This window comes from Frankia sp. QA3, from assembly GCF_000262465.1.
Lineage (GTDB): Bacteria > Actinomycetota > Actinomycetes > Frankiales > Frankiaceae > Frankia.
Genome location: NZ_CM001489.1, coordinates 4,207,881 through 4,230,056 on the forward strand (window position 1 = coordinate 4,207,881; position 22,176 = coordinate 4,230,056).

Below are 22,176 nucleotides of genomic sequence, written 5' to 3' on the forward strand. Positions count from 1 at the left end.
GGCAGGCATGTCGGCGAGGCACCGACCACACGATGCTAGCCCCTGGACCGTCCCCCACAACATCCATCGGGACGCGGTTCCTCCGGCCGCGGTCGAGGACGGGGTGTGCGGGGTGGGGACGGGTACCGACGCCCGGGGGCGGGGATTGCGTGGGCACAAACGAGCAGGACAACAGGGGCGACGACGCGGGGACACGCTGGCGTCACCCACTCCAACGACCGGGGGCGCCATGGGGTGCCCGGGTGGGTGGACGGGGGTACGCCACGGGGCCGGCGGCGAGCCGGTAAAAGGAGAGACATGCCGTCTCTCGAACCGGCGGAGATCACCGCCGGCCGCCTGCATCTGCGCCCATGGCGCCCCTATGACGTCGACGCCGTGCACGAGGCCTGCCAGGATCCGGAGATTCCGCGGTGGACGCAGGTGCCCACGCCCTACGAACGTCGGCACGCCGAAGACTTCGTGACCCGGCAGGCCCCCGCCGCCTGGGCGGACGGGACCGGCGCACTGTTCGCGGTGGTCGACGCCACGACCGAGGGGCTGCTCGCCTCGGTCGCGCTGCTGGACATCACCGACCAGGGCGACGCCGATCTCGGCTACTGGTGCGCGGCGCCGGCCCGCGGCCAGGGCGTGATGTCACAGGCGGTGACGACCGTGACCCGCTGGGGCTTCGGGGCACTTGGACTGGCCCGGATTGGCTGGCGGGCCCAGGTCGGCAACACCGCGTCCCTCCGGGTGGCCGAGAAATGCGGATTCACGCTGGAGGGAACCCTGCGACAGGCCCTGGTGGTGGGCGACGGACGGCGAGTCGACTGCTGGGTGGGCTCCCGACTCCCGGACGATCCACCCCCACCCGGTAACCTGCACCGATGACTCAGGTGATTTCGAGCAGTTTCTCCCGGACCGCGTAGACCACCGCTTCCATCCTGGAATGCAGCTGCAGCTTCTCCAGGATGTTGCGAATGTGGTTTTTCACGGTGTTCTCACTGATGTAGAGCTGCTTGGCGATGTCGCGGTTGTTCATGCCCTTGGCGACGAGGCGCAGCACCTCCATCTCCCGGTCGGTGAGCCGGGGGGTGGGTAGCTGCGGCCGGTCGTCCTTGTTCTTGATCATCGCCGCGAACTCGCTGAGCAGCTTCGACGCCATCGACGGGCTGATCAGGCTCTGCCCGCCGTAGACGGCGCGGATGTCGGCGGCGACCTCGTCGATGGAGATCTCCTTGAGCAGGTAGCCCATGGCCCCTGCCTTGATCGCGTCGTAGAGGTCAGCCTCCTCGTCACTGATCGTCAACATGACGATCTTCGCGCTCGGCACCGCCTCCTTGATGGCGCTCGTGGCGTCGATCCCGCCGCGACGCGGCATCCGCACGTCCATGAGCACGATGTCGGGAGCCATCTCCTTCGCCATCGTCACGGCCTCGGACCCGTCCGCGGCCTCCCCGACGACCTCGATGTCGACCTCCTGGCCCAGCACCATCTCCAACCCGCGCCGGAACAGTGCATGGTCGTCGACGATGAGCACCCGGATGGGGTTCGCCTCCGATGGCGTCGGCAGCACCTCCTCAGAGCGCTGCTCCTCCACCGTCATCTGACCTCCTTAGGACCACTTTCACCCCGGTCACGCCACCCCACGCGACTACACGCGGGGTGGCGTGCCGTGCACTCCGACACCCGAGGCAAATGGTCCCACGTCAGCCGGTGGACGTGACCTGCAGATCGTCTAAAGAGCGACCGAGCTCGCGAAGGCGCCGCGATCCTGCGCCGATTGGTCCACGCCATGGTGCGCGTCCAGCGACGCGGCGGCCGCCGCCCCGGCCGGGCCCGCGAGCCTGATCACGCCGTAGTCGTAGCCGACGCGACGGTAGACGACGCTGGGCAGGCCGAGGTCGACGTCCAGGAAGAGGTAGAAGTCGTGCCCGACCAGCTCCATGTTGGACAGGGCATCCTCGAGCGTCATCGGGTCGGCCTCGTGCGTCTTCTCCCGCACGACCAGCGGCGCCTGGTCCGCCGCCTCGCCCCGGCCGGCCGGGCTGTCGGCTGCGGCGAGCGCGTCGGCGGGGGCCGCGACGACCGGGCGCACCGAGTGCCCCACGGACGGTTGCGCTTCGGGGGCGGGACGCAGGTCGGCCGGGCGGGTGCCCTCCAACGGCATCAGGCTCTCCAGCGGCACGGAGGTGATGCCGGCCGGCTTGGCACCGGCGTGGTTGGCGTGGTGACGGACTCGCCGGTCGGCGGCCCGGCGCAGGCGCTCGGTGAGCTTGCCGGTGGCCAGGTCGAGGGCGGCGTAGCAGTCGGCTGCGGCGGCCTCGGCCCGGATCACCGGGCCCCGCGAGTACACGGTGAGCTCGACCCGGTCACAGACGTCGGACAGCCGGGGGTTGTGCTCCTTCGACAGCTCGACGTCGACACTGATGATGTTGGAGTCCAGCCGCTCCAACTTGGCGAGCTTGGCCTCAACATGATTGCGGAACCGTTCCGGAACCGCAGTGTGCCTGCCCTTGACCACGATGTCCACGCGATCCACCTCCCGTTCGCCATTTCCGGCGACGCGACCTGCGCCAGCGGCCAGCCGTGCGCCGGCATGTTGCGGCGTCCCCCGGGATACGTCACGGCCTCGGGTCGAGACGATCCACGGACGCCCTGTCCACGGTTGTCGCACCTTTCCGTCGTGCCGTTTGCGGTCGGTCGCCCGCGTTCGGCTCCTTCCCCTCTGCGGCGCCCCTACTCCGCCCGTCAGCCCAGCATCCGCACGACGCGTGCGCTACGCCCGGCAGGCATGAGGGCCTGCCACCGCCGGGCCATTCGCCCCTTGCGGGCCGGCGCGGACGGCGCGTACCGGCAGTTTCACCCCGGCGGACCGTGGATCGCGGGTAGGCCGACTCTTCCGCGCGTCGGATCGGTGACGGCGACCACGGCGACCGCGGTGGTTCGCACGGAGGCGGCCCGCAACGCCCGCACCGCCTCCCCCATCGTCGCGCCGGTTGTCAGCACGTCGTCGACTACGACGACCCGCGCGCCCGCCGGCAATGTCGCGCGTCGGGCCGCCCGCGCTGGATTCACCACCTCGAAGGCGCCGGCGAGGTTCACCGCCCGCGCCGCGGCGCCCAGCCCGGCCTGGTCGGCGAGCCGGCGCACCGGCCGCAGCACGGGCGCGACGCGCACCCGGTGACCGTGGCGGCGCAGCACGGCGGCTGCCGCGGAACACAGCAGCGCCAGATGATCGAAGCCCCGGCGACGGCGCGCCGCCGCAGTGGAGGGCACCGGCACGAGCACGAACGCAGGCGCGGGTGCCGGCGCGGAACGGACCCCGCTGGGACCACCCAGGGCGGCGGGCGCGGCAGCCGGCAGCGCCCGCGCGACCGCGCGGGCCAGTGCGGCGCCCAGCGGCCGGGCGGCGTCCACCCGGCCGCGCTCCTTGTAGGCCAGCAGAATCGACCGAACCCGGCCACCGTAACGAGCCGCCGCCAGACACGGCGGCAGCCCCCGCCGCCGCGGGGTGGCCATGGGACCCGCGGCGGCGAGGAAGGCTGGACCGCGCAGCTCCGCGACGCACGCCGGACAGACGGACGCCCCGCGACCACCGCAGCCGGCGCAGGAGAGCGGCACGATCAGGTCGGCGAGGATCGCCAGGTTCCGGACAAGCAGGGGCAGGAATGCGCGGGCCATGAGAGGAAGGATCATTGCCGGCCGCGGCGTCCGCCAGCCCTGTGGGCGATCTGTGGACAACGCACCCCGCGAATTCCGGCCGGCTGTGGACAGCCCTCCACACCAGGGGTGCTGAGCCGAGGAGTGGCCGAACCGCCCGGTGATCGAAAGAGGAAAGTCGTCGGCGGGATCGCAAGGAGCAGGCCACGGGTGGACAGTCACGGCGCAGGCCGACAGGAGGCCGTCGCGCGCCGGCCCGGCGCGGTCTGAGACGATCGGCGCCGGCGGATCATCTCCGTGGAGCAGACCCTGCGGGGTACAGCCGACCGGGAGCACGTCCGGGCGGCCGATCCCGACCACGCCCGGGCATATCCGCGCGCCGGCCCCGGCACACCCCCGTTCCAAGCACAGAATCCTGACAACGGGGAGAAGCCCCGCGACGCCCGACAGATCACCGACCGCGAGGCCCCGCAGCGACCGCGCTCCCCACGAGCGACCGTGAGACCTGAACGACCGCGAGACCGTTGACCGACCGTAGGCCCCCTCGAACGACCGCCAGACCCTCGAACGACCGCCAGACCCTTGAACGACCGCGAGACCGATGAGCGACGCCCGAGCGACGAGTGGAGACACACCGATGACCGACGGACCCGGCTGGGCCGCGCCCGGCACACCGTCGCCCGCGGGCGACGGTTCCGCCGGGCCGTCGTGGGGCGCGCCGCTGCCCCATGACGGGTGGGGGCGTCCCGACCAGCCCGCCGGCCAGCCACCGGCACCCCTCGGCGCGCCCCCGCAGGATGGGCCCCCGCAGGGCGGGCCGCCCGGATGGCATGGGCCCTCTCAGGGTGGGTCGGCCGGATGGCACCAGCCCCCGCCCGGTCCCCAGGGACCGTGGCGCTGGGGTGCGGCGGCACCCAGGCCGGGGATCATCCCACTGCGCCCACTGGCCCTTGGGGAGATCCTGGACGGCACCTTCGCCACGATCCGCGCGAACCCGGGCGCGACCATCGGGGTCACCCTCGCGTCCGCAGCCGTCGTCGAGACGATCTCCACGGTGGTCGCAATCAGCACGGAGAACGCCTCGACCGGGGTGAGGGCACTGGGCACGCTCGTGCCCCTCGCCCTCGACCTCATCCTCGGGCTGTTCCTGTCCGGCGTGCTCAGCGTGGTCGTGAGCGAGGCGACGCTGGGTAGCCGCATCGGCCCGATCGAGGCCGTCCGACGGGTCGCCCCGCGCCTCGGCGGACTGTTCGCCCTCACGGTCATCGTCACGGCGGCGGTGGCGCTCGGGCTGGTCGCCCTGCTCGTCGGCGCCGTCGTCGTGGGCGTCTATCTGGGGTTGGCGACGCCCGCGTACATCCTCGAGGGCGGCGGCGTCCGCCATGCCCTGCGCCGGTCGGTGGCGATCGTGCGCGGCTCCTGGTGGCGGACCCTCGGCATCCTGGTTCTCGCGATGCTCGTCGCGCTCATGCTCAGCGCAGTCCTTGCCGTCGTCACCGCGGTGATCCTGGGGTCGTCGTCGGAGGTGTTCGGTGACTTCCTCGACGGCGACCTCACGGTGACCGGCCATATCGTCCAGGGGATCGGCAACCTGCTGGCCACGACGATCTCGACGCCGATCGTCTCCGGCACCGTGGTGCTGCTGTACATCGATCTACGGATCCGGCGGGAGGGGTTGGACGTCACCCTCGCCGAGGCCGCACGGGCCCGGGCGGCCGGGGTGGGGACACCCGGATGACGCTGGGCGGTCCGGTCACCCGCGACGGTGCCCGGCAGGAGGCGCACCGCGAGCTGTCGGACGGCATCTACGGCGACAGCCGGCCGCACTGGTGGAACCGGCTGCTCAGCTGGATCGGCGACCGGGTCGCGGACCTGTTCGACTGGGTACTCCCGCACAGCGGGGCGGGCGGCGGCTCCCGCGGGCTCGGGGTCCTCGCGCTCGTGGCGGTGCTCGTCGTCGGGGTGATCGCGCTGCGGTGGTGGCTGGGTCCGGTCCGGCGGACTGCGCGGGCGCGGCAGGCGGCCGCGGACGACCTGTCCAGCCCGCTGACCGCCGCGCAGCTGCGGGTCGAGGCCGACCGGCACGCGGCCGGCGAGGACTACGCGCGGGCGGTGCGCTCCCGGCTGCGGGCGATCGTGCGGATGCTCGAGGAGAAGGGCGTGCTCGATCCACGCCCCGGGCGCACCGCCGGGGAGCTCGTCGCCGAGGTCGCGCGGATCGCCCCGGCCGGCGACGGGCAGACTGCCCTGGCCGCCGCGGTAGAGGTCTTCAGCGAAATCTGGTACGGCGGGCGCCCGGCCACCGCCGCCGGCTACCAGGTGCTCGTCGACGCGGACACCGCCCTGTCCCACCTGCGGCGCGGCACGGGTGGGCGGGACGGCGCGGCGGGTGGCCTCGCGGTGCCGGCATGACGGCCAGCGGCACCCTGACGCCCGGCGGCGCCAGCCCGGGCGGCGCTTCGCCCAGCGCGGTGCGCAGCGGTCCGCAACCGCCGGCGGTGCGCCGCGGGGTCCTCGTGGTGGCCGTCGTCGGCGCCCTCCTGCTCGGCTTCCTCGTGGTTACCGCCCTGGTCACCCGTCCGGCCGGACGGCCGGCGCTGGACGTGGCATCGGCCGAGTCCGACGGGACCCGCGCCCTGGCCCAGATCCTGCGCACCCGCGGCGTGGCGGTGTCCCCCGCGGACGCCATGCCCGCGGGGTCGGCCGGCCAGCAGGACACGCTCGTCGTCGTCGGCCCCGGACGGCTGACCCACGACGCGCTCACCGACCTGCTCGGTCGCGTCTGGCGAGGCTCCGACGTCGTACTGGTGGCGCCGGGTAACGCCGTACTCGACGCCCTCGACGTGGGCATCGCCACGGCCGACCGGCAGCCGGCGGGCGGCGGGTCCGACCCGCGCTGCGCGCTGCCCGAGGCGGCCGTGGCGGGCAGCGCCACGATCGGCGGGAGCCGTGCCTTCACCCCAGCCGACGGCGGCGACCTCGGTGACATGCGGTTGACGCTCTGCTACGGCGACCCGCCCGACGCGGCCCAGCTCGCCGTGCTCAGCCCCGACCGGACCGATGCGGCGCCCGCGGCCGGGCGGCTGGTGTTGCTCGGGTCCGCGGACTTCCTCACCAACCGGGAGCTGGACCGCTCGGGCAACGCGGCGCTGGCCCTCGGCCTGCTCGCCCGGCATCCCACGCTGTCCTGGATCACCCCGGCCGCCGACGCCGCCGGCGGCGTCGGTACCCGCAGCGCGGCAGAGCTGCTGCCCGCCGGGTTCCGGTGGGCGGGCCTGCAGGCCCTCGTCGTGCTGGTGCTGCTGGCGCTGTGGCGGGGGCGGCGGCTGGGACCGCCGGTGCCCGAGCCACTGCCCGTGATCGTCCGGGCCGCGGAGACGGTGGAGGGGCGCGGCCGGCTCTACGCCGCCGCACACGCCCGGGACCGTGCCGCCGACGCGCTGCGGGCCGGCACCCGGGTCCGGCTGGCGGAACGCACGGGGCTGCCCGTGCTGGCCGGACCGACCGGGACACCCGGACCCGATCCCGTAGCCCTCGTGGCCTCCGTCAGCGAACAGACCGGGCGGTCACCCTCGGAAATCGGATCGCTCCTGTACGGTTCGGGCATGCCGCCGCAGACCACCGGCGCGCCCAGCCCGCTCGGGCGGGCCCGGGACCGCTACCAGTCGCGCCATCTCCCGCCGGACGCCGCCCGGCCGGCAGAGCCGGCGGCGAGCGGCGTGTCCGGCGCCCGGCGCGGCACCGTCGGCACCGGCGGCGCCGGCCGGCCCGGCGAGCGGGACGCCGCACTGCTCGCGCTGGCTCGGGCGCTCGACGAACTCGACCGACAGGTAGGTGGACGGTGACCTCCCCGAACATCGACGCGGAGCCGACCGCCGCGGGATCGGGTCGGCCCGCGGCGCCGATCCCGGACCCACCCGCTGGACTCGCGCAGCCCGCACCGGCCGCGCAGCCCGCTCAGGCCGGTCAGCCCGCACCGGCTGCGCAGCCCGCTCAGGCCGCGCAGCCCGCTCAGGCCGGTCAGATCGCTCACGATGCGCAGGCCGCCCAAGGGAATTCCGAGGAGAACGCCAGCCCGGTGCGCGACGTACCACCGGCACGCGATGACGCGTCGGGCGAGGACACGCCACGCCGGCCGGGCACCGCGCCGACGCGGCAGGCCCCGCCGGCCCCGGTGGCCGCCCGGCCCGGCGGGTGGCCCGCGCCGCCCGACGCCGACGCCGCGCGCCGGGCACTGATCGCGTTGCGCGGCGAGATCGCCAAGGCCGTGGTCGGCCAGGACGCCGCCGTCAGCGGGCTGGTCGTCGCCCTGCTCTGCCGTGGACACGCGCTGCTCGAAGGCGTGCCGGGCGTGGCGAAGACCCTGCTCGTGCGCACCCTGGCGACCGCGCTGTCGCTGGACACCAAGCGGCTGCAGTTCACCCCGGATCTGATGCCGGGGGACGTCACCGGCTCGCTCGTCTACGACAACCGCAGCTCCGCGTTCACCTTCCGCGAGGGCCCGGTCTTCACGAACCTGCTGCTCGCCGACGAGATCAACCGGACCCCGCCGAAGACCCAGGCCGCCCTGCTGGAGGTGATGGAGGAGCGGCAGGTCAGCGTGGAGGGGACACCCCGGCCGCTGCCCAGCCCGTTCGCCGTCCTGGCGACCCAGAACCCCGTCGAACACGAGGGCACCTACCCGCTGCCCGAGGCGCAGCTCGACCGGTTCCTGGTGAAGGTGACGCTGCCGCTGCCGCCGCGCGACGACGAGATCCGGGTGCTGGCCCACCACGCGGGCGGCTTCGACCCGACGGATCTGGCCGCGGCCGGCGTGCGGCCGGTCGCGGGCCCGGCGGACCTGGCCGCGGCGCGGGCGGCGGTGCTCACCGTCGCGGTGCACCCGGAGGTGCTGGCCTACATCGTCGACCTGGCGCGCGCGACCCGGGTGGCGCCGAGCGTGCAGCTCGGGGTGTCGCCGCGCGGCGCCACCGCGCTCCTGGCGACCACCCGGGCCTGGGCGTGGCTGTCCGGGCGCGGCTACGCGACCCCCGACGACGTCAAGGCCCTGGCCCGGGCGACGCTGCGCCACCGGATCAGCCTGCGGCCCGAAGCCGAGCTCGACGGCGTCACCGCGGACGTGGTGCTGGAACAGGTGCTGGCCACCGTCCCGGTGCCCCGGTAGGCGGGTTGCGGTGGCGATCACTGGCCGCGCCGTCGCGCTGGCCCTGTTCGGGGTGCTGGTCGTCCTGCTCTCGCCCGCGCCCGGCCTGACGATGGTGCTCGTCGACCTGGTGGTCGTGGGGCTCGTCGGGGTCGACCTCGCGCTGGCCGGCGGGGTCCGCACGCTGGAGTTCACCCGGTCCGGGGCGACGTCCGCCCGGCTGGGCCAGCCGGTCCCCCTCGTGCTCGGGATCGCCAACGACGGCGCCCGGACCGTGCGGGCCCGGGTCCGCGACGCCTGGCCTCCGTCCGCGGGCGCCCGGCCGCGGGCGCACCGGGTGATCGTCCCCGCCGGGGAACGGCGCTTCCTCGAGACGACGCTGTACCCGACGCGGCGCGGCGACCGGGAGCCCTTCCGGATCACGGTGCGTTCCCTCGGCCCGCTCGGCCTTGCCGGCCGGCAGGGCCGTCACCACTGCCCATGGCGGGTCCGGGTGCTGCCGCCGTTCACGTCGCGCCGGCACCTGCCCGCGGCGCTCGCCCGGCTGCGGGAGGTCGAGGGCGAGGTCGCGATCCGTGGGGCCGGCGCCGGCTCGGAGTTCGACAGCCTGCGCGACTATGTGATCGGCGACGACGTCCGCCTGATCGACTGGCGGGGCACCGCACGACGCGGGGCGGTGGTGGTCCGGACCTTCCGGCCAGAGCGGGACCGCCGGGTGGTCTGCGTGCTCGACACCGGGCGCACCTCCGCCGGGCGGGTCGGCGACGTCCCCCGACTGGACCACGCACTCGACGCCGCGTTGCTGCTCACCGCGGTCGCGCTGCGGGCCGGCGACCGGGTCGGTCTCGTCGCGCACGACAGCGTGCCCCGGGTGACGCTGCCCGGTTCGCACGACCACGCGTTCCTGGCCCGGATGACCGACGCCATGGCCCGGCTGGAGCCGGCCATCGTCGAGGCGGACCACGGCGGGATCGTCTCGACGGTGCTGCGGGAGACCTCGCGCCGCTGTCTGGTCGTGCTGTTCACCGAGCTGGTGCCGGCCGTGATCGAGGAGGGGCTGCTGCCGGCGCTGGGGACGCTGACCGCGCGGCACACCGTCGTGGTGGCGGCGCTGCGCGACCCCCGCGTCGACGAGCTGGCCGCCGGCCGTGAGGACGTCCGCGCCGTGTATGCCGCCGCGGCGGCCGAACAGACCCTGATGCGCCGCCGCGAGCTCACCGAGACGCTGCGCCGCCGCGGCGTCGAGGTCGTCGACGCGCCGCCCGCCGGCTACGCCGCCGCCGTCACCGACGCCTACCTCACCCTGAAGTCCCTCGGCCGACTGTGACCGCCGACCAGCTGATCACCGGCGGCCGGACCGCGGCGCACAGCGGCTGGCCGCGAGCGTCGGTCAGGCCAAGCCGGCCGACCAGCTCCCCGGCGCGGACCGCCGCGGCGAGGACGTCCGGGTCGACGGCGTCGAGCATCAGCTTCGCCCGCCGGAACATCGCGAACCTGCCGGAATCGTCGACGTCGCCCCAGGACAGGTAGAGGAAGCGCGCTCCGAGTCGGCCCTGGATGTGGCGGCCACGCAGGTCGAGGCCCTCGAGGCGGCTGCGCACCCGCCATCATCCCCGCCCCCGTCACCTGCCGGAGCGCGGCGGCACCGGCACATCGCCGCGACCGGTGGGTGCCGCCGCGATCGTCGCGGAGGGCGCCGTCAGGTCGCGGGGACGGGGGTCAGCGCGATGACGGGGATCTTCCGGCCGGCCTTCGCCTCATACTCGGCGAACGCCGGGTAGTTCGCGGCGTGCCGGGCATAGACGGCGTCACGCTCGACGCCGGTGACCTCGTCGACGCGCACGGCCAGGATCCGGGTGTCGATCTCGATCTTCGCCTCGGGGTGCGCCTTCAGGTTGTGGTACCAGGCCGGATCCTTCGGCGCCCCGGCGTACGAGGCGAACACCAGGTAACGGTCGCCGTCCTCGACGTACATCAACGGGTTGATCCGCGGGTTGCCGCTGCGGGCCCCGGTGGTGTGCAGCAGCAGGATCGGCGTTCCCGCGAACTGACCACCGGGATGCCCCTGGGTCGCCCGGAAGTCGGCGATGATCCGGGCGTTGAAGTCCTCGGTGTCCGCCATGGCGGGCGCTCCCCTCGTCGGGCTGCAGGTCGAGTCCGGACGGTATCCGAGACCCGACATTCGCCGTACCTCAGGCGGGCAGGACCGTGACGGTTGCCAGCTGGGCGGGCACGGCGGGAGTGCCGGTCGCCACCGGGGGCAGCGTCGGATAGTCCAGGTAGCCGCGGTCGTCGCCGCCGTAGAGGGTGTCCCGGTCGGCCGGGTTGAACGGTCCGCCGGCCGCGAGCCGGGTGGGCAGGTCCGGGTTGGCGAGGAACGCGGCGCCGAAGCTGAGCAGGTCGGTGGTGCCGTCCTCGACGAGGGAAAGGTCCGCGAGCCCGGTCGGCCGGTCACCGGTGGCCGGATTGAGGATCAGGATGCCGCCGAAGCGACTCCGCAGCTGCGCGGTCAGCGACCGCTCGGCGTTCTCGGCGATGTGCAGGTAGGCCAGACCGAGCGGGCGCACCGCGTCCACCAGCGCGGTGTAGGTGGCGGGCACGTCGTCGACGACGATGTCGTTGAAGCTGCCGCCGGGCGAGATCCGCAGTCCGACCCGGCTCGCGCCGACCGCCTCGACGACGGCCCGGGTGGCCTCGACGGCGAACCGGATCCGGCCGGCGACCGAGCCGCCCCAGGCGTCGGTGCGGCGGTTGGCGTTCGTGGCCAGGAACTGGTTGATGAGGTAGCCGTTGGCGCCGTGCACCTCGACGCCGTCGAAGCCGGCGGCGACCGCGTTGCGGGCCGCCGCGGCGAACTCCGCGATGATCTCGGGAATCTGCTCCTCGGCCAGTTCGGCCGGGGTCTCGAAGTCCACCACGCCCGCGCCGGTGAACACCTGGCCGGCGGGGCGGACCGCGGACGGGGCGAGCGGGACTGCGCCCGCGGGCAGCAGGCTCGGGTGGCTGATCCGCCCGGCGTGCATGAGCTGGGCGAAGATCACCCCGCCGGCGTCGTGGACGGCGGCGGTGACCGCCCGCCACGCCTGGACCTGCTCGGCGCTGTGCAGGCCGGGGGTGTTCGGGTAGCCCTGGCCGACGGCGGAGGGCTGGACGCCCTCGGTGATGATCAGCCCGGCGCCGGCCCGCTGGGCGTAGTAGGTGGCCATCGACGGCGTCGGGGTGGCGCCGGGGCCGAACGCCCGGTTGCGGGTCATCGGCGCCATGACGATGCGATTCGCCAGGCGCAGGCCGGCCAGGTCGATCGGGTCGAAGGCGGTGGTCATCGGTCTTCCTCTCGTCGCCGTCACGCCCCGCCGAGCGCGGTCGCGGACTACCTGTCCGAACAGGAATCCCGGCGACGGCCCTTCCCGACCGCACCGAGTGTGAGCCGCGCCACCCGGACCGGTTGGTGGACACGGCGCCGATCCCGATCGTGGCCGAACTGTCGGAGGGCGGCGCTAGCATGCGGCCATGCTTGATCACATAGGTGTCCAGGCAGCCGACGTCGAGGCGTCGCTCGCCTTCTACCTGCGTACCTTCGCGGCCCTCAGCATCCGCGAGGCGGTGCGCTTCCCAGCCGGCGATTCCGTGGTGGTCGGCCTGTCCGGGCCGGACGGGAAGGCGTCGTTCTGGCTGAGCCCGGCGGCCGGCACCGAGGCCCGGGAGCTGCACGTGGCCTTCCGTGCCGCGGACCGGGCGGCCGTCGACGCGGTGCACGAGGCCGCGGTGCGCGACGGCGTCGAGGTGCTGCACGCGCCGCGCGTCTGGCCCGAGTACCACCCCACCTACTACGGCGTCTTCCTACGCGATCCCGACGGCCACAACGTCGAGGCCGTCCATCACGGGTTCTAGGAACGCGGAGGATCGGCGATGCCCACCACCGTCCGCACCGAGGTCCTCGACATCTCCGTCGAGGTGACGGGGCCCGCCGACGGGCCGCCGGTGGTGCTTCTGCACGGCTGGCCGGACGCCGCCCGCGGCTGGCACGGCGTCCAGGCCAGGCTGAACGAGCAGGGTTGGCGCACGATCGTTGCGGACCTGCGGGGCAGCGGGGCGACCAGGTTCCGCCACACCGACACGCCGCGCGACGGCCAGGCCGTCGCCCTGGCCGCAGACGCGCTCGACCTCGCCGACGCCCTCGGGCTGGGCCGGATCGCCGTGGTCGGCCACGACTGGGGCGCCCGCGTCGCCTACACCCTCGCCGCCCTGGCCCCGCAGCGCCTGACCGCCATCGCCGCGCTCGCCCTGGCCTACCAGCCGCGTGGGAGCTTCACCATGCCGGGCTTCGAGCAGGCCCGAGCGTTCTGGTACCAGTGGCTGATGTTCGTCGACGCCGGGGCGCGGGCGGTCCGTGAGGACCCCGTCGGCTTCGCCCGCCTCCAGTGGGACACCTGGAGCCCGCCCGGCTGGTTCGACGACGACGAGTTCGCCGCCACCGCGCCGGCGTTCACCAATCCGGACTGGGCGGCGATCACCCTGAACGCCTACCGGGCGCGGTTCCGCGCGGACGAGCCGCGGGACCCCCGCTACGACGACCTGCGCCGCCGCCTCGCCGAGGTCGAGCGGATCGCAGTGCCCACCCTGATGATCCAGGGCGGCGACGACCGCTGCGACTCACCGGCCGCGTCCGCGGGCCAGGCGGGGTACTTCACCGGCGGGTACCGCCGGGTCGTCCTCGACGGCGTGGGCCACTTCCCCCACCGCGAGGCCACGGCGGCGGTGGCGGACCTGGTCGGCGACCACCTCCGGGCGGCGGACGGCCGCGCGCGGGCCCCCGGGCCGGGCTAGCTAGCCCTCGTCGGCCGAGGCGAGCAGGCGCGCGGGGAAGCCGCCGCGGCTGATCGGCCCCCACCGCTCGATCCGCAGCCGGAGCAGCACCTTCTCCTGGCGGCGCATGGCCTCGCGGTACTCGTCCCAGTCGGGGTGCTCGCCGCTGATGCAGCGGAAGTACTCCACCAGGTCCTCGACCGCGGCGGGCTGGTCGACCACCGTGATCGTGCCGTCGACCTGGACCCAGTCGCCGTTGAACTCGTCGGACAGCACGCACATCGACGCTCGCGGGTCGCGGCGCGCGTTGCGGGTCTTCGCCCGCTCCGGGTAGGTCGACACGACGATGTCGCCCGCGGTGTCGACTCCCATCGTCACCGGGGACAGCTGCGGGCCGCCGTCGCGGCGGGTGGTGACGAGGATGCCGCGGTGGCGGGGGCGGACGAAGTCGAGCAGGCCCGCGCGGTCGACGCTGACATCCCTGGCTGCGGTCGGACTCATCCTGGCAGCCTAGTGCCGTTATGGCAGCCTAACGTCAGTTATGGCGGCCTAATGCGGCCGCCGGCGGCGGGTTCAGACCACGGGGGCCAGGTCGGCGGCGCCGTGGGCGGCATCGAGGTCGGCCGTCTGGCCGGCCGCCGCCGCGCGCGACCCGTAGCCCCAGGCGTAGGCGACGAAGCCGGCCCAGGCCAGCGCACCGATCCCGATCCGCACCGCCGTCGGCAGCCCCGAGGGCGTCACGAACGCCTCGATGAGGCCGGAGACCGCCAGGGCCAGCGCGGCGCCGAGTGTGATCGACACCGCCGCCCGCCCCTCGGCGGCCAGCGCCTCGACGCGGCGCCGCGGACCCGGCGCGATGATCGACCAGCCCAGGCGCAACCCCACCGCGCCCGCGAGGAACACGACCGTGAGCTCCAGCAGGCCGTGCGGGAGGATCAGGCTCCAGAACTGGCCGCTCTGCCCGCAACTGGTCATGTACCCGCCGATCACGCCGGTGTTCACCGCGTTCACCAGCAGCACCAGCAGGGTCGGCAGGCCGAGCAGCGCGCCGGTGGCGACCGCCGTCGCCGACACCCAGGCGTTGTTCGTCCAGACCTGGCTGGCGAACGAGGGCGCCGGGTTCTCCGTGTAGTAGGAGGCGAAGTCGGAGCGGCACAGCTCGGCGACGGCGCTCGGCGGGGCCAGGTTGGCCTGCGCGTCGGCGTCGTTGACGATCCACAGCCCGGCGGCCAGCGCGACCAGCACCGAGCCCAGCGCCGTGGCGATCGCCCACCAGCGGCGCTCGTAGACGGCCAGCGGGAAGGTCACGGCGAAGAACCGGCCGACGACGTGCCACCCGGGGTCGGGCGCCCCGCCCACCGCCGCGCGGGCGCGGGTCACCAGGTTGGTGAGGTCGTCGACGAGGCTGGTGTCGTAGGAGCGGGTGCGGATCACCGACAGGTGGGTGGTGGTCCGCTGGTAGAGCTCGACCAGCTCGTCGAGTTCGTCGGCGCTCATCCGGCGCGGCCGGCCGGCCCGGTCGACGAGCCGGCCGAGCCGGATCCACTCCGGACGGTGCACGGCGACGAACGCATCGAGATCCATGGCGGTCCCATCCTCGCAGACGGCGCAGACGGGCGGTGGCGCCGGGACGCCCCGCCACCACCGCCCGTGACCCCGCCGTCCGTCAGGGCCCGTCGCCGCCGTCGAGGGCCAGGTCGGCGAAGTCCGCGAGGCCGGTGGCGAGCGCGGCGATGGTCGGGTACTTCCAGATGAAGTTGCCGGGCAGGGTGATGCCGAGCGCGGGTTCCAGCCGGGAACGCAGCTCCAGGGCGAGCAGCGAGTCGAAGCCGAACGACCGCAGCGGCGTGTCCGGGTCGAGCGTGCTCTGGCTCAGGCGGAGCACCACCCGCAGATGCTCGCCCAGGTACTCCTCGAACAGCGTCCGCCGGGGCACCCCCGGCGCCGCGGCCCGCAGTCTCGCCCGGATGTCGGTCGGACCGTCGTCCTCGGCCGCCTGCGCACCACCGTCCCGGACGATGGCCTGGAACACCGACAGCGGGCGACCGGCCGGCGGTATCCAGGCGCTGGGGTCGCCGGGCAGCAGCCCGGCGTGCCGGCGGCCGTGCGCGAGGACCGTCTCCAGGGTGTGCAGGCCGTCGCGGGTCGGGATGGTCTCGTAACCCCGCTCACCGAAGATCATGCCGGCGCCGATCTCACCCCAGACCCCCCAGTTGATCGAGGTGGTCGGCAGCCCCTGCGCGCTGCGCCAGTCGGCGAAGCCGTCGAGCCAGGAGTTCGCCGAGGCATAGGAACCCTGGCCGGGGATGCCCAGCAGCGACGAGATCGACGAGTAGAGCACGAACCAGTCCAGCGGACGGCCCTCGGTCGCCTCGTGCAGCCGGGCGGCGCCGAGCACCTTGGGATGCCAGACGCCGTGAAGCTGCTCGGTGGTGATGGTGGTCAGCGCCGCGTCCTGGAGCACCATCGCCGAGTGCACGACGCCGCGCAGCGTGACGTCGTCGGCGGTGGCGGCGGCGACGAGCCGCTCGGCGACCCCCGGCTCGGCGACGTCACCGAGCACCACCCGAACGTCGGTGCCCTGGGCGGCGAGCTCGGTGAGCCTCTTGTCGATCTCCGGGTTCGGCGCCGACCGACCGCCCAGCACCACCCGGCCGGCCCGGTGGGCGGCCAGCCAGGCGGCGGTCGCCAGGCCCACCCCACCGAGACCCCCGGTGATGATGTATGACGCGCCGGGCCGCACCGGGGGCGGGGCACCGCCGGGCCGGATCGCCACGGTCTGCCCGTCGTCCGGGACGGTCAGCACGATCTTGCCGATGTGGCGGGCGCCGGCCATGAACCGGAACGCCTCCGCGGCCGATTCGAGCGGGAAGCTCTGCACGGGCAGCGGGACGAGGTCACCGGCGGCGAAGGCGGCGGAGAGCTCACGCAGCAGGGCCACCACCCGGTGCCGCTGCTCGCGGCACAGCTCGATCGCGTTGACGCTGGCCAGCGTGATGCTGTTACGGAACGGCAGCAGGCCGAGAGGGTTGTCGGCGAGGATGTCGCGCAGCCCAAGCTCGATGAACCGGCCGAACGGCGCCAGGGACTCCAGCCCCGCGCGAATCGCCGGGCCTGCCAGGGAGTTGAGCACGACGTCGACGCCCCGGCCCCCCGTCGCCGCGCGGGCCTCGTCGGCGAAGTCCAGCGAGCGGGAGTCCATCACGTGGCGGACGCCGATGCCACGCAGGTAGGCCCGCTTCTCCGGGGTGCCGGCGGTGGCGAGGACCTCGGCGCCGAGCAGCCGGGCGACGGCGATCGCGGCGAGCCCGGTCCCACCGGTGCCCGAGTGGATGAGGACCGACTCGCCCGCGCGCAGGTCGGCGACCTCCCGCAGGGCGTACCACGCCGTCGCGAAGGCGACCGGGATGCCGGCGGCGGCGGCCGCGTCCACCCCGGCGGGGATCGGCATGGTCAGGTCCGCGTCGGTGGTCAGGAAGGAGCCGAACGCCCCGCCGCCGAGCAGGTCCACCGCGATGACCTCGTCCCCGGGGCGCGGGGCGGTGACGTCCGGGCCGACGGCGGTGACGACGCCGGCGCACTCGAACCCGATCGGTGTCGACGGCAGCACCCCGAGGGCGAGCAGCACGTCGCGGAAGTTCACCCCGGCGGCGCGCACCCGCACCTCCACCTGCCCGGGGCCCGGCCGACGCCGCTTGGCGACGGCGATGCGCAGGTCGTCGAGGTCGCCGGACTCGGGGGTGCGCAGCGCGAAGCCGTCACGGCCGTAGCGCACCGGCTGGTGGCCGGCGTCGTGCCGCTCGGCGGCCGTCACCGGCGTCGGCACCACCCGGGCGACGAACCGGATCCCACTGCGCAGGGCGATCTCGTCGTCGGCGGCGACGGGGCCGGCGGAGCCGGGCGGGGCGAGCGCGTCGTCGGCGAACAGCTCGTCGGCGAGATCGTCGGCGTCGGCGGCGAACGACGGGCCACGCCCGGTGCCGGAGGCGGCACCGCCGGAGGCGGCGGCGACGGCCCCCGCGGGCAGAACCCCGGCCGGGTCGGCGTCGAGGTAGACCATGCGGAACTCGGGGTGCTCGTGGGCGAGTACCCGCAGCAGGCCGCGCACCCCGCCCCGGTGGGGGTCGGGCACCACCGCCGGCGTCAGAGCCCGCGCGCCGCGGGTGACGATGAACAGCCGCGGCGCGGCGCCCGCCAGCCCGGCGAGGGTCTGCACCACCGTCAGCAGCGACCGGGTGGCCCGTTCGGCGGCCGCCGGGGACAGCGCCAGCGGATCGGCCGGCGGGTCCAGCGGGGCGTCGGCGAAACCGTAGTCCGGCGTGCCGGCGCGCACCCCGCCCGCGTCGGCCGCCGGGGCCGGGCCGTCGAGAACGACCACGACCCGCTCCGGCCGGCCCGCGGTGCTCCACGCCTGCCCGGTGCTCCACGCCTGCCCGGTGCTCCGCGTCCACCGCTGCGTGTCGTCGGCGGCGCCGGGCAGCAGCGCGAACTCGGCGTCCGCCCCGGCGGCGGCCAGCGCGGCGGCGAGGTCGTGCCCGGAGCCGGTGAGGTCGCCGAGCACGAGCCAGCGGCCTGGCCGGCCGGGCCCGAGGGCCGGGGGACGCGGGGCCGGCTGCCACGCCACCCCGTACAGCCAGCCGTCGATCCGCGCGGCGAGTTCCGCCGGCGCCGAGCCCGCGGCGGCGGAGTCGGCCGTGCTGTGGTGGATGTAGCGCATCCCGTCGAGGGTGGCGACGAGCGTGCCGGTGGCGTCGAGCAGGCGGACGTGCCCGGTGGGGTTGCCGACGTCACCGGTGTCCGGGTACTCCAGCCAGCCGTGGACGTACCGCACGGTCGAGGTGTCCCCGAACACCCGGATCTCGTCGATGCCGGCGGGCAGGACCAGCCCCTGCTCGGTCGCGGCCGGCAGGCTGACGACGAGCGCCTGGGCGCAGGCGTCGATGAGCACGGGATGGATGGGCAGCTCCTGCGCGGCGGCGGCGGCGATCGGCGGGACGGCCACGGCTGCCCAGATTCCGCGGTTGTCCACCCCCGCGTGCAGGTCGGTGATGGCGGCGAAGGCGGGTCCGTGGTCGATCCCGCGGTCGCGCAGGTTGCGGTACACCTCGTCGGGCCCGACGCGGCGGGGATGCGCCGCGGCGAGGGCGAGCAGCGCCTCGCCGCCGTCCGGCCCGGGTCGGGTGGTCCGCCGCAGCACGCCGGACATGCGCCGGCTCCAGCCGTCCTCGGCGCTGTCGCTGCGGGCGAAGATCTCGATCAGGGCCCGGTCCGGGTCCTGGGATGTCGCGGTCATCAGCGCGTCGGTGTGGTCGTCGAGATCGAGCAGCTCCTCGAACGCGGTCTCGGTCAGCACGACCTCCCCCGGCCCGGCGCCGGAGAACACCTCACCCGCGGCGCTGAGTGCGAACGCACAGTACGCGGCGCCCGGCAGCACCGCCCGGCCGTGCACCCGGTGGTCGGCGAGCCACGGGACGGCCCCGGTCCCGACGTCACAGCGCCACAGGTGCCGCAGGGGGCCTCCCGGCACCTCGGTGTGCGGGCCCGGCAGCGGTGGTGTGCCCACACCACCGGCACCCGCCCCGACCGCGCCCGGCGCGCCCGCGGTGGTCGCCGCCGGGGCGGCCCCGTGGCCGGGGGTCGCCGCGGGGGTCCGCGGGCCGGGCAGGGGGGCGTCGATCCAGTGGCGCCGGCGGTCGAACACCAGCGGCGGGACGTCGACGATCACCCCGTCGGGATAGAGCACCGACCAGTCGACGGGCACGCCGGCGCAGTGGGCCGCCGCGAGCGAGATCCGGAACTCCTCCTGGCCGTCGCCGTCGCGGCGCAGCGTCGGCAGCACCACCGGGGTGCGGCTGCCACCGGCCAGGCTGTCGGCGATCGGGCGGGCCACCACCGGGTTCGGGGCGACCTCGATGAAGACGCGGTGCCCGTCGGCGGCGGCCGCGGCGACGGCGTCGGTGAACCGGACGGTGCGGCGCAGGTTCGCGCTCCAGTACGCGGCGTCGAAGGCGGGCACCGTGTGCGGGGAGTCCTCGACCGTGCCGTAGAAGCCGAGCTCCGGCCGGCCCGGGTTGAGTTCGGCGAGCTGCGTGGCGAGCTCGCCGAGCAGTGGGTCGACCTGCGGCGAGTGGGAGGCGACGTCGACGGCGACCGGATGGGCCGGGATGCCGCGGGCGGTCCAGTGCGCGACGAGCTCGTCGATCCGGTCGGCGGCTCCGGCGACGACCGTCGAGCCCGGCGCGGCCAGCACGGCCACCGAGACCTCCCGGTCGGCGCCGGTCGCGGCGAGATCGGCCTCGACCGCCCGCCGGTCGAGGCCGACGGTGGCCATCGCCCCGGCCCCGGCGATGCGGGTAAGCAGCCGCGATCGGCGGCAGATCACCCGGGCGCCGTCGGCGACGCTCAGCGCGCCCGCGACGACGGCCGCCGCGACCTCCCCCATGGAGTGCCCGATCACGGCAGCGGGCCGCACGCCGTGCGCCCGCCACAGCGCCGCGAGCCCAAGCTGCACGGCAAACAGCACCGGCTGGATGCGGTCGCAACCCGCCAGCTCCTCGCCGGCACGCAACGCGTCGAGGACCGAGAACCCCGTCTCCGCCCGGATCAGCGGGTCGACCTCGGCGATCGCCGCGGCGAACGCCGGCTCCACGACCAGCAGGTCGCGGCCCATGCCGGCCCACTGCGAGCCCTGCCCCGAGAACACCCAGACCGTGTCCCGCGGCACGCCGGCGATGGCGGTACCCGTCACCACGTTCGGTGCGGGACGCCCGGCGGCGAACGAGCGTAGGCCGGCGACCAGCTCCTCCCGGGAGAAGGCGACGACCCCGAGCCGGCCGCGTCCCGTCGCGCGCCGGCGGGCCAGGGTGTAGGCGACGTCGCGCACCGCGGCGGCATTCGCGCCGGCCCCGGCATCGGCCTCGCCGCCGCCTGAGTAAGCGCCGCCGGCCAGGTCAGCGCCGCCGGCCAGCCAGTCGGCGAGACGGGTGGCGGCGGCCGGCAGCACCTCGGCCGAACCGGCCGGGACGACGACGACGTCCGGGCCGCCCGGCCCCGACGCGACACCGGCCGCCTGCGGGTCGACGGCGGCCTGCGGGTCGGCGGCGGCCTGCGGGTCGGCGGCGGACTGCGGGTCGGCGGCGGCCTGCGGGTCGGCGGCGGACTGAGGCGCCTGCGCGACGACGACGTGGGCGTTGGTGCCGGAGAACCCGAAGGAGGACACCGCCGCGACCCGGCCCGTGGTCCGCACGGGCCAGTCGACCAGGTCGGTGGGGACGAAGAACCGGGACTGCACGCCCGCGATCGCCGGGTTCCACTCGTGGAAGTGCAGGTTCGCCGGGATCTGCGCGTGCTGCAGGCAGAGCACGGTCTTGATCAGACTGGCGACGCCCGAGGCGGGTTCGAGGTGGCCGAGGTTCGTCTTCACCGATCCCAGGGCGCAACGCTGGGTACCCGCGCCGTAGGCCCGCGACAGGGCCGTGAACTCCACCGGGTCGCCGACCGGCGTCCCGGTGCCGTGCGCCTCGACCAGGCCGACGTTCGCCGGGTCGACGCCGGCCCGGCGCAGCGCGGCCTGGGCCACGGCGTACTGCGCCTGCTCGGACGGGACGCTCAGCCCGTCGGTGCGGCCGTCCTGGTTCACCGCCGTGCCGCGGATCACCGCGAGCACCCGGTCGCCGTCGCGCCGGGCGTCGGCGAGGCGCTTGAGCACGACCAGGCCCGCGCCCTCGCCGCGGCCGAAACCGTCGGCGGCGGCGTCGAAGGCGTGGCAGCGGCTCGTCGGCGACAGCATGCTCATCCGGACCATCGACTTCGACACCCGGGGAGAGAGCATCATCGCCACGCCGCCGGCGATCGCGACATCGCACTCGCCGCCCGCCAGGCTGCGGCAGGCCAGGTGCACACCGACGAGCGAGGAGGAGCAGGCCGTGTCCACCGTCAGGCACGGCCCGTGCAGGCCCAGCAGGTAGGCGATGCGGCCGCTGGCCACGCACGGCCCGTTGACGAGCAGCGACCCCTCCAGCTCCTCGGGCCGCCCGACGAGCCGCTCGGCGTAGTCGGAGCCGTTCAGCCCGATGAACACGCCGGTCGAGGTGTCGGCGAGCCGTTCCGCCGGCAGGCCGGCGTGGTCGAACGCCTCCCAGGCCACCTCCAGCAGCAGCCGGTGCTGCGGGTCGAGCACGTCGGCCTCCCGCTGGGAGACGCCGAAGAAGTCCGCGTCGAAGCCGGCGATGTCCTCCAGGTAGCCGGCCTGCCGCGGCACCGACCGGCCGAGCGCCGTCAGGGTCGGGTCGAGGTACTCCTCTGCCACCCAGCGCCCGGGCGGTGGCTCGCCGATGGCGTCGCGCCGGTCGACCAGCAGCTGCCACAGAGACGCCGGAGAGTCCACTCCCCCGGGTAGCCGGCAACCCATCCCGATCACCGCGATGCCGCCGTCCTCGGCGGCGCCGACCGCGGACGCCGGCTGCTCACCGGGCCGGGTGGCCACATATTCGCTCATAACGTGTGCAGTTCCTTTCTCGACTCTCGACAGCGCGCCCCGGCATCGGGCGGCACGGGGACACGGCGAAACCAGCGGCGCCGCGCCG

The 22,176-nt window shown here is 75.0% G+C and carries 16 protein-coding genes and 1 pseudogene; 8 read left to right on the plus strand and 9 right to left on the minus strand.

Features of this window, described 5'->3' with window-relative positions; genetic code table 11:
• Nucleotides 1–297 precede the first annotated feature (297 nt).
• Nucleotides 298–870 (plus strand): GNAT family N-acetyltransferase, encoded by a 573-nt coding sequence (locus tag FRAQA3DRAFT_RS17225; protein WP_009740323.1) that lies wholly within the window; start codon nt 298–300, stop codon nt 868–870.
• Nucleotide 871: 1 nt separating this feature from the next.
• Here the strand turns inward: FRAQA3DRAFT_RS17225 and FRAQA3DRAFT_RS17230 are convergent, their stop codons facing one another.
• The 3 genes from FRAQA3DRAFT_RS17230 to FRAQA3DRAFT_RS17240 all read right to left on the minus strand — a co-directional run bounded on the left by FRAQA3DRAFT_RS17230 (nt 872) and on the right by FRAQA3DRAFT_RS17240 (nt 3,663).
• Complete coding sequence (locus tag FRAQA3DRAFT_RS17230; protein ID WP_009740324.1) at nt 872–1,585, minus strand: response regulator transcription factor; 714 nt, start codon at nt 1,583–1,585, stop codon at nt 872–874.
• A gap of 132 nt (nt 1,586–1,717) precedes the next feature.
• Entirely contained in the window at nt 1,718–2,512 is a 795-nt protein-coding gene (gene hpf / locus FRAQA3DRAFT_RS17235; RefSeq protein ID WP_009740325.1) for a ribosome hibernation-promoting factor, HPF/YfiA family, read from the minus strand.
• Nucleotides 2,513–2,841: 329 nt separating this feature from the next.
• Nucleotides 2,842–3,663, minus strand: a complete 822-nt coding sequence (locus FRAQA3DRAFT_RS17240; RefSeq protein WP_009740326.1) for a ComF family protein — start codon at nt 3,661–3,663, stop codon at nt 2,842–2,844.
• Nucleotides 3,664–4,279: 616 nt separating this feature from the next.
• Here FRAQA3DRAFT_RS17240 and FRAQA3DRAFT_RS17245 point away from each other — a divergent pair.
• The 5 genes from FRAQA3DRAFT_RS17245 (at nt 4,280) to FRAQA3DRAFT_RS17265 (ending at nt 10,112) form a co-directional block, all read left to right on the plus strand.
• A complete protein-coding gene (locus FRAQA3DRAFT_RS17245) occupies nt 4,280–5,380 on the plus strand; it encodes a hypothetical protein (RefSeq protein ID WP_009740327.1) in 1,101 nt (366 codons plus the stop codon).
• The gene (locus FRAQA3DRAFT_RS17250) at nt 5,377–6,054 is read left to right on the plus strand and encodes a DUF4129 domain-containing protein (RefSeq protein ID WP_009740328.1); all 678 of its coding nucleotides are present in this window, start codon (nt 5,377–5,379) and stop codon (nt 6,052–6,054) included. Before FRAQA3DRAFT_RS17245 ends, FRAQA3DRAFT_RS17250 begins: the two co-directional genes overlap by 4 nt.
• Nucleotides 6,051–7,487, plus strand: coding sequence for a DUF4350 domain-containing protein (locus FRAQA3DRAFT_RS17255; protein WP_009740329.1), 1,437 nt, complete (start codon nt 6,051–6,053; stop codon nt 7,485–7,487). The genes FRAQA3DRAFT_RS17250 and FRAQA3DRAFT_RS17255 overlap by 4 nt, the downstream gene beginning before the upstream one ends.
• Nucleotides 7,488–7,720: 233 nt before the next feature.
• Complete coding sequence (locus FRAQA3DRAFT_RS17260) at nt 7,721–8,806, plus strand: MoxR family ATPase (RefSeq protein WP_009740330.1); 1,086 nt, start codon at nt 7,721–7,723, stop codon at nt 8,804–8,806.
• Nucleotides 8,807–8,816: 10 nt separating this feature from the next.
• Nucleotides 8,817–10,112 (plus strand): DUF58 domain-containing protein, encoded by a 1,296-nt coding sequence (locus FRAQA3DRAFT_RS17265; RefSeq protein ID WP_009740331.1) that lies wholly within the window; start codon nt 8,817–8,819, stop codon nt 10,110–10,112.
• On the opposite strand, the pseudogene FRAQA3DRAFT_RS17270 reads toward FRAQA3DRAFT_RS17265, so the two are convergent.
• From FRAQA3DRAFT_RS17270 to FRAQA3DRAFT_RS17280, 3 genes and pseudogenes are all read right to left on the minus strand, one after another.
• Nucleotides 10,084–10,344, minus strand: a pseudogene (locus FRAQA3DRAFT_RS17270) (DUF5990 family protein); the annotation flags it as partial. The gene FRAQA3DRAFT_RS17265 and the pseudogene FRAQA3DRAFT_RS17270 overlap by 29 nt on opposite strands.
• Nucleotides 10,345–10,484: 140 nt before the next feature.
• Nucleotides 10,485–10,907 carry a nitroreductase family deazaflavin-dependent oxidoreductase gene (locus tag FRAQA3DRAFT_RS17275; RefSeq protein ID WP_009740332.1) on the minus strand — a complete coding sequence of 141 codons (423 nt, stop codon included), beginning with the start codon at nt 10,905–10,907 and terminating at the stop codon, nt 10,485–10,487.
• Nucleotides 10,908–10,977: 70 nt separating this feature from the next.
• Entirely contained in the window at nt 10,978–12,108 is a 1,131-nt protein-coding gene (locus FRAQA3DRAFT_RS17280; protein WP_009740333.1) for an alkene reductase, read from the minus strand.
• A gap of 187 nt (nt 12,109–12,295) precedes the next feature.
• On the opposite strand from FRAQA3DRAFT_RS17280, the gene FRAQA3DRAFT_RS17285 reads away from it, so the two are divergent.
• Together FRAQA3DRAFT_RS17285 and FRAQA3DRAFT_RS17290 are read left to right on the plus strand one after the other, a co-directional pair.
• Complete coding sequence (locus FRAQA3DRAFT_RS17285) at nt 12,296–12,676, plus strand: VOC family protein (RefSeq protein ID WP_009740334.1); 381 nt, start codon at nt 12,296–12,298, stop codon at nt 12,674–12,676.
• A gap of 18 nt (nt 12,677–12,694) precedes the next feature.
• Complete coding sequence (locus FRAQA3DRAFT_RS17290; protein ID WP_009740335.1) at nt 12,695–13,612, plus strand: alpha/beta fold hydrolase; 918 nt, start codon at nt 12,695–12,697, stop codon at nt 13,610–13,612.
• On the opposite strand, the gene FRAQA3DRAFT_RS17295 is transcribed toward FRAQA3DRAFT_RS17290, so the two are convergent.
• The 3 genes from FRAQA3DRAFT_RS17295 to FRAQA3DRAFT_RS17305 all read right to left on the minus strand — a co-directional run bounded on the left by FRAQA3DRAFT_RS17295 (nt 13,613) and on the right by FRAQA3DRAFT_RS17305 (nt 22,088).
• Entirely contained in the window at nt 13,613–14,092 is a 480-nt protein-coding gene (locus tag FRAQA3DRAFT_RS17295) for a PPOX class F420-dependent oxidoreductase (protein WP_009740336.1), read from the minus strand. It lies immediately after the preceding gene.
• Between the two features lie 72 nt (nt 14,093–14,164).
• Nucleotides 14,165–15,175 carry a stage II sporulation protein M gene (locus tag FRAQA3DRAFT_RS17300; RefSeq protein ID WP_009740337.1) on the minus strand — a complete coding sequence of 337 codons (1,011 nt, stop codon included), beginning with the start codon at nt 15,173–15,175 and terminating at the stop codon, nt 14,165–14,167.
• Nucleotides 15,176–15,257: 82 nt separating this feature from the next.
• Nucleotides 15,258–22,088: a type I polyketide synthase gene (locus tag FRAQA3DRAFT_RS17305; protein WP_009740338.1), complete on the minus strand. Its 6,831-nt coding sequence runs from the start codon at nt 22,086–22,088 to the stop codon at nt 15,258–15,260.
• Between the last annotated feature and the right edge of the window lie 88 nt (nt 22,089–22,176).

Coding starts and splice junctions, on each gene's coding strand:
- FRAQA3DRAFT_RS17225 (WP_009740323.1), top strand. CDS start 298: ATGCCGTCTCTCGAACCGGCGGAGATCACCGCCGGCCGCCTGCATCTG.
- FRAQA3DRAFT_RS17230 (WP_009740324.1), bottom strand. CDS start 1,585: ATGACGGTGGAGGAGCAGCGCTCTGAGGAGGTGCTGCCGACGCCATCG.
- FRAQA3DRAFT_RS17240 (WP_009740326.1), bottom strand. CDS start 3,663: ATGGCCCGCGCATTCCTGCCCCTGCTTGTCCGGAACCTGGCGATCCTC.
- FRAQA3DRAFT_RS17245 (WP_009740327.1), top strand. CDS start 4,280: ATGACCGACGGACCCGGCTGGGCCGCGCCCGGCACACCGTCGCCCGCG.
- FRAQA3DRAFT_RS17250 (WP_009740328.1), top strand. CDS start 5,377: ATGACGCTGGGCGGTCCGGTCACCCGCGACGGTGCCCGGCAGGAGGCG.
- FRAQA3DRAFT_RS17255 (WP_009740329.1), top strand. CDS start 6,051: ATGACGGCCAGCGGCACCCTGACGCCCGGCGGCGCCAGCCCGGGCGGC.
- FRAQA3DRAFT_RS17275 (WP_009740332.1), bottom strand. CDS start 10,907: ATGGCGGACACCGAGGACTTCAACGCCCGGATCATCGCCGACTTCCGG.
- FRAQA3DRAFT_RS17280 (WP_009740333.1), bottom strand. CDS start 12,108: ATGACCACCGCCTTCGACCCGATCGACCTGGCCGGCCTGCGCCTGGCG.
- FRAQA3DRAFT_RS17285 (WP_009740334.1), top strand. CDS start 12,296: ATGCTTGATCACATAGGTGTCCAGGCAGCCGACGTCGAGGCGTCGCTC.
- FRAQA3DRAFT_RS17290 (WP_009740335.1), top strand. CDS start 12,695: ATGCCCACCACCGTCCGCACCGAGGTCCTCGACATCTCCGTCGAGGTG.
- FRAQA3DRAFT_RS17295 (WP_009740336.1), bottom strand. CDS start 14,092: ATGAGTCCGACCGCAGCCAGGGATGTCAGCGTCGACCGCGCGGGCCTG.
- FRAQA3DRAFT_RS17300 (WP_009740337.1), bottom strand. CDS start 15,175: ATGGATCTCGATGCGTTCGTCGCCGTGCACCGTCCGGAGTGGATCCGG.
- FRAQA3DRAFT_RS17305 (WP_009740338.1), bottom strand. CDS start 22,088: ATGAGCGAATATGTGGCCACCCGGCCCGGTGAGCAGCCGGCGTCCGCG.